The 15,111-nt window shown below is 62.9% G+C and carries 11 protein-coding genes; all 11 read right to left on the bottom strand.

Annotated features, from left to right (window positions below; genetic code table 11):
• Positions 1-2 precede the first annotated feature (2 nt).
• The 11 genes from D1012_RS03280 to groL all read right to left on the bottom strand — a co-directional run bounded on the left by D1012_RS03280 (position 3) and on the right by groL (position 15,103).
• The gene (locus D1012_RS03280; protein WP_118149868.1) at positions 3-395 is read right to left on the bottom strand and encodes a response regulator transcription factor; all 393 of its coding nucleotides are present in this window, start codon (positions 393-395) and stop codon (positions 3-5) included.
• 14 nt (positions 396-409) lie between these two features.
• Positions 410-931 carry a hypothetical protein gene (locus D1012_RS03275; protein ID WP_118149867.1) on the bottom strand — a complete coding sequence of 174 codons (522 nt, stop codon included), beginning with the start codon at positions 929-931 and terminating at the stop codon, positions 410-412.
• Between the two features lie 3 nt (positions 932-934).
• On the bottom strand, positions 935-2,758 hold the full coding sequence (locus D1012_RS03270; RefSeq protein WP_118149866.1) for a DUF294 nucleotidyltransferase-like domain-containing protein: 1,824 nt from the start codon (positions 2,756-2,758) through the stop codon (positions 935-937).
• Positions 2,759-2,817: 59 nt separating this feature from the next.
• Entirely contained in the window at positions 2,818-4,635 is a 1,818-nt protein-coding gene (locus D1012_RS03265) for a sodium:solute symporter family protein (RefSeq protein ID WP_118149865.1), read from the bottom strand.
• Between the two features lie 13 nt (positions 4,636-4,648).
• Positions 4,649-4,906 (bottom strand): DUF4212 domain-containing protein, encoded by a 258-nt coding sequence (locus tag D1012_RS03260; protein ID WP_118149864.1) that lies wholly within the window; start codon positions 4,904-4,906, stop codon positions 4,649-4,651.
• Between the two features lie 60 nt (positions 4,907-4,966).
• On the bottom strand, positions 4,967-5,638 hold the full coding sequence (locus tag D1012_RS03255) for an adenylate kinase (protein ID WP_233516993.1): 672 nt from the start codon (positions 5,636-5,638) through the stop codon (positions 4,967-4,969).
• A 17-nt stretch (positions 5,639-5,655) separates the two neighbouring features.
• Positions 5,656-7,620 carry an acetate--CoA ligase gene (gene acs / locus D1012_RS03250; protein ID WP_118149862.1) on the bottom strand — a complete coding sequence of 655 codons (1,965 nt, stop codon included), beginning with the start codon at positions 7,618-7,620 and terminating at the stop codon, positions 5,656-5,658.
• Positions 7,621-7,975: 355 nt separating this feature from the next.
• Positions 7,976-9,643 carry a SulP family inorganic anion transporter gene (locus tag D1012_RS03245; protein WP_199489430.1) on the bottom strand — a complete coding sequence of 556 codons (1,668 nt, stop codon included), beginning with the start codon at positions 9,641-9,643 and terminating at the stop codon, positions 7,976-7,978.
• Positions 9,644-9,795: 152 nt separating this feature from the next.
• Positions 9,796-12,084, bottom strand: coding sequence for a glycosyl hydrolase family 28-related protein (locus tag D1012_RS03240; RefSeq protein ID WP_118149861.1), 2,289 nt, complete (start codon positions 12,082-12,084; stop codon positions 9,796-9,798).
• A gap of 89 nt (positions 12,085-12,173) precedes the next feature.
• Positions 12,174-13,325, bottom strand: coding sequence for a glycosyltransferase (locus D1012_RS03235; RefSeq protein ID WP_118149860.1), 1,152 nt, complete (start codon positions 13,323-13,325; stop codon positions 12,174-12,176).
• 134 nt (positions 13,326-13,459) lie between these two features.
• On the bottom strand, positions 13,460-15,103 hold the full coding sequence (gene groL, locus D1012_RS03230; RefSeq protein ID WP_118149859.1) for a chaperonin GroEL: 1,644 nt from the start codon (positions 15,101-15,103) through the stop codon (positions 13,460-13,462).
• Positions 15,104-15,111 lie beyond the last annotated feature (8 nt).

Genomic DNA, 15,111 nt, shown 5'->3' with positions numbered 1-15,111 from the left:
CCTCAGGCTTCCGTAACCAGAAGGCGGCGCACCTCGGCGCGCAGCTCTTTGAGCTCAAACGGTTTCGAGATGAAGCCATCCGCCCCCAGCGCCAGCCCCTTGCGCCGTTCGATCGCAGATCCGCGCGCGGTCATCATCAGAATTTTGACATCCGACAGCGTGGGGTCCAGCCGCACGCCCTGACAGATCTCGTACCCCGACACTTCGGGCAGCATCACATCGAGCAGCACCAGATCGGGATGGGTGTCGCGGATGCGCGCCAGTGCATCGGCCCCGTTGGCGATGCGGTCATGGTCATAGCCTTCGCGCGTCATCAGATAGTCGAGCGCGATGGCGATGTTATCCTCATCCTCGACCACGAGGACGCGGTGCCGTCTCCCCCCTTCGGCCGTCATCTCTGTCTCCCCCTTCAGGCTGCCGTACAGGCAGCCGCTTGAAATCCGTCGCCTTCGGGCGCGGTCACCCAGTCGGCCCCCTGCAGGGTGCCGTCTTCGGAAATCTGAACCCCCTCGGTCACCAGAACCTGCTGGCGCTGCGCGCAGTCGAACACCATCAGCGCGTCGGTCACCGGACGCCAGCGGCCAAAGTTGAACAGCTTGGCCATGCGCAGATCGGCATTGTTCGGGTGCTGGACGATGGCGCGGGTGTCCATCGCAACAAAGCGGGTGGTGATCGGCGCGATCAGAGTCCAGGGCCGCAGGGTCATCACCTCTTCGGACAGCCAGACCACCTGCACCCCTTCGGGCAATTCGGCGCTGACCCGGTTGAACCAGTCGTATTCCAGCCAGATCGTGGTGCCGATCAGCCCCGCCGCCGCCGCCACCGTCACTGCCCACTTCGGCAGCCGGTATCCGCTCAGCCTGCGCAACAGATGTGCCATGCCGCCAAGGGCGACAGCAGCGACGATTGCGGCAAAAAATTCAAAGGCCATTCATCAACTCCGGGCGCCGCGGGTTTGTCCCACGGCTGATTGCATGGTGCGCACCACGACAAAGGCGTCGCGCAGGTGGCTTCGCTCAAAGTCGGACATGTCCGAGGGGGCGAGGAAATTATCGGGCTTGCGCCCTGACCGCACCAGCCGCGCCTGATTTTCCAGCCGGGTCTGTGCGATCAGGTCATAAGCCTCGATCAGGTCGCGCGCGCCAGAGACGCTGATCACGCCGGCCGCCTCGGCAGCGTCCAGCCGGGCGCGGGTGTTGACCGGCTCCAGCTGGCCGATCAGCGCATAGATGCGGCCCAGATCCACCACCGGCACCACGCCGTTCAGCTTCATGTCGATGTGGTTCTTGTGCTCACCCGAGCGGATGGTGGCAAAGCCGCGCAGCAGGCCAAGCGGCGGCGTGTGTTTCAGGCTGTTGCTGATCATATGGGCGACAAAGATCGAATTGCGCGCCGCCATTTCCAGCGTTTCCTGTTGCAGATCATGCAGCAGGCTGGCCTGACCGCCAATCGCGCGCAGATCAAACATCACCGATGCCAGCATCTGCGCCATCGGGTCCGGGGTCTGCACCCATTTGCGGAAATAACTGTGCCAGACCCGCATCGGCTGACACCATTGCGGGTTGGTCGCCATCATGTCGCCGGGGCAATAGGCATAGCCGCAGGCATCCAGCCCGTCGGAGACGATCTTCGCAAGGGCGTGAAAATACGCCATGTCGTCATCGGTCGCGGCATCGTCGATCATCAGGCAGTTGTCCTGATCCGACACGCCGGTCTGTTCCTGCCGGCCCTGCGATCCACAGGCGAGCCAGAGATACGGCACCGGCGCGGGGCCAAGCTGCGCCTCGGCCATGGCCAGCAGGCGGCGGGTCACGGTATCGGCAATATCGGTGATCAGGCGGGTGACCACCTCATGCGCGCTGTTGCCCCCGACCAGCTGCACCAAGAGGCGCGGAATGCGGGCGGTGACGGCAGCCATATCGGCCACAGTTTCTGCCGTCGCCACATCGCGCACCAGTTGGGCAGAGCTGACCGCCTGAAACCGGGTCAGGTCGGTCTGGGTGATCATGCCGACCAGCGTGCCGCCTTCGACCACCGGCAGATGGCCGATGCGGCGTTCCAGCATGATGTGCAGGATGTCAGACCCCAGCGAGTCGGGGCGCAAGGAAACAGGGTCCGCCGTCATCACCTCGGCCACCGGGGTGGACAGGTCGAGCCCGTCAGCCAGCACCCGGTTTGTCATGTCGCGGGTGGTCAGGATGCCCAGAAAGCGCCCGTCCTGTACCACGCCCAGCGACGACACCTTTGCGTCGCGCATCTTTTGCGCGGCCATGCGGACCGTATCCTGCGGCCCGACCACCACAGGTTTGCGTGCCATCAGGTCACCCACCTTTTGCGTGGTCAGATCGCCGCCGCGCGACTCGTGCCCGCGCCCGCGGCTGAAGAACCGCTCGAACGCCGGAGAGCTGGTGAGGAGGCGGCGGAACTCGGCGACCGGCAGCAGCAGCAGCACGGAGTCTTCTGTCACACGGGCGGCGGTCACAGCAAGCCCGTCACGCGCCAGACCCCGTTCGCCAAAGCTGTTGCGGGGGCCAAGCAGCGAGATGACCTGACCGGACGGTTCGCGCACCTCGACCGAGCCGCGCTTGATCAGGTACAGCCCCTTGAGCGGGGTGCCGGCGTGATAGACCTCTTCGCCGGCGGCGTATTCTCTGCGGCTGAAGGAAGTGGCGACACGCGCCAACTCGTCCTGCGGCAGGGTATCGTAAGGGTGGACCGTTTCCAGAAAGCCGATGATCGTCTCCAGCGGATGGTCCATGGCGATCGCCCCTTCTAAAGTGCGCGCCCCCGGAACATCCGGGGGCGCGCGTGTTGTGCTTAGTGGCCGGTCGCGGCGCCCGCGCCTTTTGGCACGCGGATCGACTCGATCAGGTCAACCACATGCTGCGGCGGAGCCTTGGTGGCCATCGACACCACATAGGCGACGCCGAAGTTGACGACCGCACCGACAGTTCCGATCGACAGCGGCGAGATGCCAAAGAAGTGGTTGGCCGGGATGTTTTCATACATGTTCGTGCCCGGAACAAAGAACCAGCCCAGGTAGAGGAAGATGTAGACTGCGGTGAACACGAGACCTGCAAGCATGCCGGCAATCGCGCCCTCTTTGTTGATGCGCTTGGAGAAGATGCCCATCATCAGAACCGGGAAGATCGTCGCTGCGGCCAGACCAAAGGCCAGAGCCACCACTTGCGCTGCAAATCCGGGCGGGTTCAGACCCAGATAGGTCGCCACCACGATCGCCCCACCCATCGAGATCCGGGCGGCCAGAAGCTCACCCTTTTCCGAGATGTTCGGATTGATCGACCCTTTGATCAGGTCGTGAGACACTGCCGAAGAGATCGCCAGCAGCAGACCTGCCGCCGTCGAAAGTGCCGCCGCCAGACCACCGGCAGCCACCAGAGCAATCACCCAACCCGGCAGAGCCGCGATTTCAGGGTTTGCCAGCACCATCATGTCGTTGTCGACCTTGGTGAGTTCGTTGCCGACCCAGCCGCGCTCTGCCGCGATGGCGGCAACTGCGGGATTGGCATCGTTGTAGTACTGGATCAGGCCATCACCGTTCTTGTCTTCAAAGCCAAGCAGACCGGTGTTTTTCCAGGTGTTGATCCATGCCAGCGACGGATCGGTGTTGATCGCCTCCAGACTGATCGCATCACCGGCCAGAGCATCGCCCTGAACGGCATTTGGCCAGAAGGTGGTGGTCAGGTTCAGACGCGCCATGGCACCGACAGCAGGAGCCACGGTGTAGAGCAGCGCGATGAACACCAGCGCCCAACCAGCCGAAGAGCGCGCATCGGCAACCTTTGGCACGGTGAAGAAGCGGATGATGACGTGCGGCAGACCAGCGGTGCCGATCATCAGCGACATGGTGAACAGGATCATGTTGAACATGTTCGTCGTGTCAGCGGTGTACTGGGTAAAGCCCAGTTCCGTCACCACGGCATCCAGCTTCGCCAGCAGGGCAACATCCCCGCCCGATGGCGCGTATGAGCCGATCAGGCCCAGCTGCGGCAGGAACGAGCCGGTGAGGTTGAGCGAGATGAAGATCGCCGGAATGGTATAGGCGATGATCAGCACGACATACTGGGCAACCTGCGTATAGGTGATGCCCTTCATGCCGCCGAAAACGGCATAGGCGAACACGATCGCCGCGCCGATATAGAGGCCCATGTCGGTGGAGACTTCGAGGAAGCGGGCAAAGGTCACGCCCACACCACGCATCTGGCCGATCACATAGGTCACCGAAATGACGATCAGACAGATCACGCCCACCAGACGCGCGCCGCCGGAATAGAAACGGTCACCGATGAATTCCGGCACGGTAAACTTGCCGAATTTGCGCAGGTAAGGCGCGAGCAACAGCGCCAGCAGCACGTAGCCGCCGGTCCAGCCCATCAGAAAGGCGGATTGCTGATAGCCGCCCGCACCGGCCATGGCGATGATGCCAGCCATCGAAATGAACGAGGCCGCCGACATCCAGTCTGCGCCCGTCGCCATGCCGTTCAGAACCGGGTGAACCCCTTGTCCGGCAGCGTAGAATTCTGCGGTGGTGCCCGCGCGGGCCCAGATCGCGATCCCGATGTAGATGGCAAAGGTAAAGCCAACCACGATCAGGTTGAGGGTGAATTGATCCATCTGTCCCTGCCCCTTATTCTTCGACGCCGAATTCTTTGTCGAGCTTGTTCATCCGCCATGCGTAGGCGAAGATCAGCACGAGAAAGACGTAGATCGACCCGTTCTGCGCAAACCAGAAGCCAAGGTCAGCGCCCCCGACCATGATGCCCGACAGCGCCGGACGCAGGATGATGCCAAGGCCGAACGAGCAGAAGAACCAGATGACGAGTGATATCAAGATCACCCGCACATTGGCTGCCCAATAGGCGCTGGACGAAGTTCTGTCCGCCATAGTGTTACTCCCTGTGTTTTGTCTCCACACCCGCACCCCCAGGGGGGATGCAAGCCCCCCTTAGTGCGCGGATACAGCTGCCACGATGCCACCCAGCGTCTGACGGATCGCGGCGATGTCACCCATCGCGTCGATCCGTTTCAGAACGCCTTTGCCGTCGTAATAACTGATCAGCGGTGCCGTCTGTGCGTGGTAGGCGCGCAACCTTTCCCGCACGGTTCCGGCGTTGTCGTCGGCCCGGCGCTTGAAGCCCGTGCCGCCGCATTTGTCGCAAACACCCGCAACGGCGGGTTGTTTGAATGTGTCGTGATAACCTTCGCCGCAGCCGCCGCAGGTATAGCGGCCCGCCACGCGGTCCACCATTGCCTCGTCATCCACTTCCAGACTGATGGCGGCGTTGACGCGCTGGCCCGCACCCGCCAGCAGCCCGTCCAGTGCCGCCGCCTGCGCGTCCGTGCGCGGAAAGCCGTCAAGAATGATGCCACGGGCCACATCGGGCTGGGCCATGCGGTCGCGCAGGATGGCCAGCACGATGTCATCGCTGACCAGCCCGCCCGCCTCCATCACCGCGCGGGCCTGCTGGCCCGCCGCGCTGCCCGAGGCAACGGCGGCGCGCAGCAGATCGCCGGTAGACAGCTGGACCAGACCGAAATCTTCTTCCAGCATCCGGGCCTGCGTGCCCTTGCCCGCGCCCGGAGGCCCGAGCAGGATCACAACGGTAGGAGAGGTCATATCGCGCATCTCCCCACTCAGCCCCGGTTCATCCGGTTTTCGATCAGATCATCCACCACGGACGGATCGGCAAGCGTCGAGGTATCGCCAAGGACCGCGAAATCATTCTCGGCGATCTTGCGCAGAATGCGGCGCATGATCTTGCCCGAGCGGGTTTTCGGCAGGCCGGGCGCCCATTGGATCAGATCCGGCTTGGCAATCGGGCCGATTTCGGTACGAACCCAGCCCTCCAGCTCTTTGCGCAGGGCGTCGGTCGGGTCGATGCCGTTCATCAGCGTGACATAGGCATAGATGCCCTGCCCCTTGATGTCGTGCGGGTAACCGACCACCGCTGCCTCGGCCACGGCCTCATGTGCCACCAGCGCCGATTCCACCTCGGCCGTGCCCATGCGGTGACCGGAGACGTTGATCACATCATCCACGCGGCCGGTGATCCAGTAATCGCCATCCTCGTCGCGGCGGCAGCCGTCGCCGGTGAAGTAATAACCGCGATACTGGGCAAAATATGCCTCTTCAAACCGCTCGTGATCGCCCCAGAGCGTGCGCATCATGCCCGGCCAGCTGTCCGCGATGCACAGCACCCCCACGGCGGCGGTCTCGGTCTGCACCTCGGCATTGGCCGGGTCGAGCACGACGGGCTTGATGCCAAAGAACGGCTTGGTCGCCGCCCCCGGCTTTTGCGGGATCGCACCCGGCAGCGGTGTGATCAGGTGGCCGCCGGTTTCGGTCTGCCAGAAGGTGTCGACGATCGGGCATTTCCCTTTGCCGACATGGGTGTTGTACCAGTTCCACGCCTCGGGGTTGATCGGCTCGCCCACGGTGCCCAGCAGTTTGAGCGAGGACAGGTCGTGCTTTTCGACCCATTCCGTGCCCATGCCCATCAGGCTGCGGATGGCGGTAGGGGCGGTGTAGAACTGGCTGACCTTGTGCTTGGCGCACACCTCCCAGAACCGGCCTGCATCGGGGAATGTCGGCACGCCCTCGAACATGATGGTGGTCGCACCGTTCGCCAGCGGGCCGTAGATGATATAGCTGTGGCCAGTCACCCAGCCCACATCGGCGGTGCACCAGAACACATCGCCATCGTGATAATCAAAGGTGTATTGGTGCGTCATCGCCGCATAGGCAAGATACCCGCCCGAGGTGTGCACCACCCCTTTGGGCCGCCCGGTCGAGCCGGAGGTATACAGGATGAACAGCGGGTCTTCGGCCCCGACCTCGACATAGGCGCAATAGGGTTTTGCCGCGGCCATTTCGGCCTTTACGTCGATGTCACGCCCGTCGATCCAGGTGGTCTGGTCGCCGGTGTGCTTGACCACAAGACATTTCACCTTGTCAGAGCAATCGAACAGTGCCTTGTCGGTGTTGGATTTCAGCGCGGTTTTCTTGCCGCCACGCGGGGCGAAATCGGCGGTGATCACGACCTTGGCTTCAGAGTCGTTGATCCGGTTGGCAAGCGCGTCGGGAGAGAAGCCGGCGAACACGACCGAATGGATGGCACCGATCCGCGCGCAAGCCAGCATGGCATAGGCCGCTTCGGGGATCATCGGCAGATACAGCACCACGCGGTCGCCCTTGCCCACGCCCTGCGCCTTGAGCACATTCGCCATGCGCGAGGTGTTTTCCAGAAGCTGGGCATAGGTGATGTGCAGCGACGGCGTGGCCGGGTTGTCCGGTTCCCAGATGATCGCGGTCTGGTTGGCGCGGGTCAGCATGTGGCGGTCGATGCAGTTGGCGCTGACGTTCAGCGTGCCGTCCTCGAACCATTTGATCGACACATTACCATAGTCAAAGCTGGTGTTCTTGACCTTGGTAAAGGGCTTGATCCAGTCCAGCCGCTGCGCCTGATCGGCCCAGAAGGCATCCGGATCGGTGACAGACGCCTCATACATCCGCGCGTAGCCTTCGGCATCCAGATGCGCGTTGGCAATGAAATCAGCCGATGCGGTGTAGACGCCCGATGCTGAACCCTGATCTGTCATTTGATATCTCCTCCTGCGCGGGCTGAATTTTGCCCGCCATCTGCGATCTTGCGGCATATGCAGATGCCAACAGGATCACCCTCTACCCATAACAAGTGTAACGTGCAGTCAATTTTATTGTAACCCCTTTTGTTAAATGGATATTTCTGTAAATAAGTTTTCTACACACGTGTCAAAAATGAAAACTTCCGAAAATTGGCAAAAATTAGGCAAGGTTTTTCAAAGTGCTGCGCGTTCACAGAGTGGTGAAGATGCGTGAACCATGACCTAGCGTCAAACATGCATCAGCGCAGCACCTTTGACCCGCTGCCGCAGGGGGGAGGGCGGCAGGCTCATTGGCCGAATCATGGTTACGCTAACGCGCTGCCTCGGCTGCGTCGACGCTGTCCAGATCGGGCAGAAAGCGCACCAGGGGTTCGCGTGCACCCTGCGCCTGCAAATCGCGGCGCACGTCGGGGCGGGTGCCGATCAGGTACAGCTGCCCGCCCTTGCGCGCCACCTTGTGCGCCAGCAGCTCAAAGGCACGCGCCCCAGAGGAATCGACAAAGGGCACATCCGTAAAATCAATGACAAAGGCGCGCGGGTAATCGGCGATCCGGTCCAGCACCACACCCAGCCGGGCCGCCGCGCCAAAGAAATACGGGCCGCGCAGGCGGTACACCACCCGGTCACGGTCGCCCCCCTCGTCCGGGGACCATGTGCCGACCTGCGCCGTTTCCACGTCTGCCGCCTCGGACATCCGCCGGATGAACACCAGACCACCCAGAGCAAAGCCCACCACGATGCCTTCGGTCAGGTCGCGGAACACCACCAGCAGAAAGGTCACGAGCACCACCATCGCATCGCCCCTGGACGATTTCAGCAGGCCCCAGAACTCTTCCTTTTCGGCCATGTTCCAGGCGACCACCGCCAGCAATCCGGCCAGAGCCGCCAGCGGGATATAGGCCGCCAGCGGCCCCGCCAGCAGCATGAAACCCAGCACGAACAGTGCGTGGAGCATACCCGACACCGGCCCCCGGCTGCCGGCCCGCACATTGGTTGCGGTGCGGGCGATGGTGCCGGTGACGCAAAATCCGCCGAACAGCGCCGATCCGACATTGGCCACGCCCTGCGCCACCAGTTCGGCATTGCTGCGATGCCGCCCGCCGCTCATCCCGTCGGCCACCACCGCTGACAGCAGCGATTCAATCGCGCCCAGCAGGGTGAAGCTGACCGCATAGGGCAGCGCGGCCAACACCGCCTCCATGCTCAGCCCCGGCAGCGCGGGCGAGGGCGGCAGGCGCGGCAGGTCGCCAAAGCGCGAGCCGATGGTCTCGACCGGCAGGCCCGTCACGGCAACCACCGCCGCCGCCGTGACAATCGCGATCAGCAGGTTCGGCCAGCCCGGACGCAGGCGCTTTAGCCCCAGGATCAGCGCAATCGTGGCAAGCGCCACCGCAAGCGCCGCCGGGGTCACCGTGCCGCGCGCGCCCCACAGGGCGCTGACTTTGTGTACTATTTCCGCCGGTTCCTGTGTGGTCAAGGTCAGGCCGAACAGATCCTTCATCTGGCTGGCAAAGATGATCACCGCAATTCCGGCGGTAAAGCCGACCGTCACCGGATAGGGGATGAACTTGATATAGGTGCCCAGACGCAGCGCGCCCGCCACCACCAGAAACAGACCCGACATAAAAGTGGCCAGGATCAGCCCCTCCAGCCCGATCTGCATGACACAGGCCGAGACCAGCACAATAAACGCCCCCGCTGGCCCGCCGATCTGAAACCGGCTGCCACCAAGGGCCGAGACCAGAAAGCCGCCGATGATGGTGGTATATAGCCCGCGCTCCGGCCCGACGCCGCTGGCAATCGCGATCGCCATCGACAGCGGCAAGGCAACAATAGCCACAGTCAGCCCGGCCAGAACATCGGCGCGGAAATCCTGCGCCGAATAGCCCTCACGCAACACGGTCACCAGTTTGGGTAAAAAGTCACGGGGGGCTTCAGCGGGGTTTCTGGTGGGCTGCTCTGAGGTTTTGTCGGTCATCTTTTCCGTCTTTGTCCGGCCCGGTCACGCGTCTGCCCCAGACAAGCGCTTCACGTCGCCGTGTGTCAATTGGATTGAACCAAAGACCGGCAGGCACGCATGACAAAGGGGCGGCCCGACGGACCGCCCCTTTCCTGTCATTGCCCGGCCTGTCAGGTCGGGTTGTCGCAGCGGATGGTCGCCAAAATCTTGCCCTTGACCGCTGTTGGCCAGCGAAGATGCACCAGATTGCGCCCTGGCCCCTGTTCGTTCAGGACAAAGGGCATCACAAATTGCGCCACGTTTGCCGTGTTGGTGATGGCACCGTCAGCCACCACGCTTTGCGTGTTGCGCACCCGTCCGCCAAACGGCATGAACGCGCCGCCATCGACCACCCAGGTATCGGCAGCCGTATTCTGCGTATGGACAATCGGTAGCGGGTTCATCACCAGCTGGCTGACCCCGTTGAAGGAGTTCGCCCCGAAGTTCACATTGCGGAAGCGGCTGAAATCCAGTGTACCATGGGTGCTGTCCACCGCCTCGGCCCGGTCGATAAAGCCGTTGATCGTGCGGAAGGTGTTGTCCGAAACGCTGAGGCCATGCACAAACTGCCCCGAACCTTTGGGCGCGATCACGATCCAGCGGAACCATGGCGCCACGTCACTGGCAAAGAAATGGTTGGCCACAATCGACATGTTGCCAAAGCTGAACCCAGACACAAAATCGGGGTTGGCGTCGTGCTCGTTGGACCATTCGATAAAGCAGTTGTCCACATAGTTGCCGGTAAAGGTCAGCCGCGGATTGGTCTGAGTCACGATCAGACCAGCGCGGCGGATGCCCGCCGCCGCAGTGTCACCCTGAAAGAAGTGGTTGCCGCTGATCAGATGGCCGCCGCCATTGGCCACCATGAAATGCGCAAAGCGCACAACGCGGTTGGCGCGGATCTTGGTGTCATTGGCATTGACGTTCAGCGCAATCGTGGTGCGGTCCTGCGCCAGCATGGCCTGTTCATTCGACCAGAACTGGCAGCCCTCGACGATCAGACCCTGACAGCCCGAGCCGGTCGAGGTGATACCGCGATCTTTTGGCCGGTTGAACACGCAGTCACCAATCCGCAGCGTCAGGCCGACACGGGGCAGCATGACGCCCGAACACAGGCCGTTGCAGTTCAGGTCCAGCCGGTCGATCTCGAACCGGGACAGATCGTCAAAGCCCGAGAAATCCAGCAGGTGTTTATAGCGGGTAAAGGTCAGCGTCCGGGTGCCCGCCCCGCCCCACAGGGCCTGGCTCAGGGTGACGGTTCCGGTGCCCACGTTCTTGTCGACGACATAGACCTCGCGCCCGACACCATTGCCGCTGACCCGCGCACCGATGGGGATGTTGGCAACATTGGCCACGCCCGTCAGCCGGGTCGGGTTGGCCGGGTTATAGGTGGTGCCCGAGCTCACCGTCACCGTATCCCAGCCCGGCCCCGCCACTGCATTCAGCTGGCCATTGGTCAGAAACCGACGCTGCGCAAAGGTGGTCAGGCCAGCGATGGCCGCGACATCCAGCGGTGCGACCAGATCGACGCGGCGGTCTGACAGATCCAGCGCCACGTGGTCGGTAAAGTAGAACAGCGCCTGCAAGGCCTTGCGAAAGCCCAAAAGCTCGCTGCCGAACGCGCTGGTATAGGTGTCCAGATCATAATTGCGCGTCAGGGCCAGCCGCACATTGTCGGGCTGGATCAGCGTGCCCTGAAACCGGATCGGGTTGTTGATCGTCAGGTTGCCGGCGATGCGGTAGGTTCCGGCGGGCACCGTAAGGGTGCGGCCCTGCGCGGCACTGTCGGCAGCGGCAAAGGCCGCCGTGTCATCGGTCGTGCCATCGCCCCGCGCCCCGAAGTCGCGCACATCAACCGCATCAAAGATATCGCGCAGATAGATCCCGGTCACATCCGAGATCTCGATATCACTGATGCGCACCACGCCGCCATTCGGCCCGGTCAGGTCCAGTCCGATGTGGCCATAGACCGCGCTTGGCCCCCAGGCCATCGTGACCCCGCCGCGCCAGCCGGTCCCGATGATCGTTGCGAACTCGACCACCTGACCGTATTGCGTCAGCGTCTGCGAGGGTGCCGACTGCACGACGCCCGGCACATTGCTGCCGTCCGACCGCCCGGCCCAGCCCGCGATCCGCACCGAAGGGAAAGCGCCCGAGATGCACTTCACCCGGAAGCGGACCAGAAGATACAATCCGGGCTGCATCGGAATCTGCTGGAAACAACGCAGTTTTTGCGTGGCTTGCGTTTTCTGCAACTCCAGCGCGCCGCCAAAATCCTGATCCGCCGGAACAAAAGCCGCATTGGGCTGGCCCGCATAAGACCCCTGCCCCGGCCGCCCGTCTTCACGCGACCACAGATGCAGCCCCGCTGCGAATGGAGGCGGCATCAGCACCAGCCCGTCGGTAATCGCCTTGTTCATGTTCTAAACCCTCGCTTGGTCCCATCGGCCAGCGGAATCCTCCCCGGCCATGCGAGGAACAGGGCTATCAACAAAGGGTTAATGCAGGCTCAGACCACCGCGCGTTGCGGGCGCAGACAGGCCGCGAAATGCGCCATGCGCGCGGCAAATTCCGCCTCGAATCCATGGGCTTGCGCAAAGGCAAGCCCGGCTGTGGCAGCATGGGTCAGCTCTGTGCGGTTGTCCGCCAGCATGGTGATCCGGTCTGACAGCGCCCGCCGGTCGCCCAGTGGCACCGCCCAGCCGCCGCCAGTCTCTGCCGCCATACGGCCCCACATGTCATTGGCGTAGCCCAGCACCGGCACGCCGCAGCCCAGGCTTTCCAGATAGGTGCAGGACGGGTCCGCCTGCCGGTGACAGCTCAGGAACAGATCGGCATGGCGGCGCATCCACGGCACCAGAGCGGTCTCGAAATCCACCGGCGCATGCAGCCGCACCCGCCCGCCCAATTCGTCGGCCCCGGCCCGCACCTCCGCCCCCAGCGCGCCGGTACCAAACACATCCAGCGTGAAATCCACCCCCGCCGCGACCAGCGCGCGGGCGACCGGCACCAGATCCTGCGCGCCCTTCATCGCCTCCAGCCGACCGGAATGCACGATCCTGAGCGGCCCCTTATGTGCGGCCTTGGCCGCCATATCCTGCGCCGAGGCCATCATCGTGCCGCGCATCCGCCCGTCCAGATACAGCAGGGTGCGGGCGTTCAGCCCGGCATAGGCATCATGCGCCGGATAGCCATTGCACTGCACCCCCGCCGCCCGGCGGAACGCCGCCCGCCGCCGCCGTTCCACCGCCAGATTCCACAGCGCAGACCAGCCCTTGCGCGCCATCCCCCGACCCCGGTCCAGCGCCACGATGCGCAGCCGGGTGCCAATGGTATACTCCACCACAAACACCACCGGCACCGGCCCCCAGGCCAGCGCCAGCGCCTGCGCCATATCGGCAGGCGCTGCGATCAGATCGGCCTGCGTGGCAGGTACCGGCGCACCCGCAGGCAGCACCGTCAACGCAAAGCCCAACTCACCCGGCGCATAATCGGCTCCGAACGGCACCGCCTCCGCGCCCTCCCAGACGACCGCCGACACCGGACCATCCCACAACGCGCAATGCTCGCGCATGCCTTCGACATATTTCACATCCAGCCGCAGCCGCCCGTCGGGCAGACGGATCACGGGCGCAGGCGCAAGCATCAGCAAATGCGGCATGAAACCTCCGGCAATTCCCGCCTGTCATCCCCCGCCAATCCGGCCAAATCAAGGCCGGACACGAAAAAGGGGCGGCCCTTTCGGACCGCCCCTTCTGTTTCCTGACGGAAACGGCAGATCATGAAGCCAAAGGCTTACATCATGCCGTCCATGCCGCCCATTCCGCCCATGCCGCCAGCGCCGCCAGCCGATTCCTTGGCCGGTTTGTCAGCGATCATGGCTTCGGTGGTGATCAGCAAGGATGCGACCGAAGCAGCATCTTCCAGCGCGGTACGGGTCACTTTGGCCGGGTCGATCACACCGAACGCGAACATGTCGCCATATTCTTCGGTCTGAGCGTTGAAGCCAAAGGTCACGTCGTTCGACTCGCGCACTTTGCCAGCCACGACAGCGCCATCGACGCCAGCGTTTTCAGCGATCTGGCGCAGCGGAGCTTCCAGTGCGCGGCGCACGATGGCGATACCGGCGTTCTGGTCAGAGTTCGCGCCGGTCAGGCCTTCGAGAACCTTGCCAGCCTGAACCAGAGCCACACCACCGCCAACAACGATGCCTTCTTGCACGGCAGCGCGGGTTGCGTTCAGGGCGTCATCAACGCGGTCTTTACGCTCTTTGACTTCGACTTCGGTCATGCCGCCAACCTTGATCACGGCAACACCGCCAGCCAGTTTGGCCACGCGCTCTTGCAGTTTCTCACGGTCGTAATCCGACGTGGTTTCTTCGATCTGGGCACGGATCTGGGCCACGCGGGCTTCGATCTCGGCTTTGTCGCCAGCACCATCAACGATGGTGGTGTTGTCTTTGTTGATCGTGACTTTCTTGGCACGGCCCAGCATGTCGATGCCGACATTCTCCAGCTTCATGCCCAGATCGTCAGAAATCACCTGACCACCGGTCAGAATGGCGATGTCCTGCAGCATCGCCTTGCGACGATCGCCAAAGCCCGGGGCTTTGACAGCAGCGATTTTCAGGCCGCCGCGCAGTTTGTTGACGACCAGCGTGGCCAGAGCCTCGCCTTCAACATCTTCGGCGATGATGATCAGCGGGCGCTGCGACTGGATCACGGCTTCCAGCAAAGGCACCATCGGCTGCAGCGACGAGAGTTTTTTCTCGTGCAGCAGGATGTAGGCGTCTTCCAGATCAGCAATCATCTTGTCAGCGTTGGTGACAAAATAAGGCGACAGGTAGCCACGGTCGAACTGCATGCCTTCGACAACGGTGGTTTCCGTTTCCAGGCCTTTGTTCTCTTCGACGGTGATCACACCCTCGTTGCCGACTTTCTGCATCGCGTCAGCGATCTGGCGACCGATTTCCGCTTCGCCGTTGGCCGAGATGGTGCCGACCTGAGCCACTTCAGCGCTGTCCTTGACGGGACGCGAAGCAGCCTTGATCGCAGCCACAACCTTGACAACTGCCAGGTCGATACCGCGCTTCAGATCCATCGGGTTCATGCCAGCAGCAACAGCCTTGAGGCCGTCTTTGATGATGGCTTGGGCCAGAACGGTGGCGGTGGTGGTGCCGTCGCCAGCTTCGTCATTGGTGCGGGAAGCGACTTCCTTCACCATCTGAGCGCCCATGTTTTCGAACTTGTCGGACAGTTCGATTTCCTTGGCGACCGTCACACCGTCTTTGGTGATGCGGGGCGAGCCGAAGGACTTGTCGATCACCACGTTGCGGCCTTTGGGGCCCAGCGTGACTTTCACAGCGTCAGCCAGAATGTTCACACCGCGCAGCATGCGGTCGCGGGCATCGGTATCAAAACGTACGTCTTTAGCACCCATAGTGCAGA

The sequence above is a fragment of the Pseudotabrizicola alkalilacus genome (assembly GCF_003443995.1).
Taxonomy (GTDB): domain Bacteria; phylum Pseudomonadota; class Alphaproteobacteria; order Rhodobacterales; family Rhodobacteraceae; genus Pseudotabrizicola; species Pseudotabrizicola alkalilacus.
The sequence above is the reverse complement of the archived record's forward strand: the minus strand, read 5'-3'. Positions and strand labels throughout refer to the sequence as shown.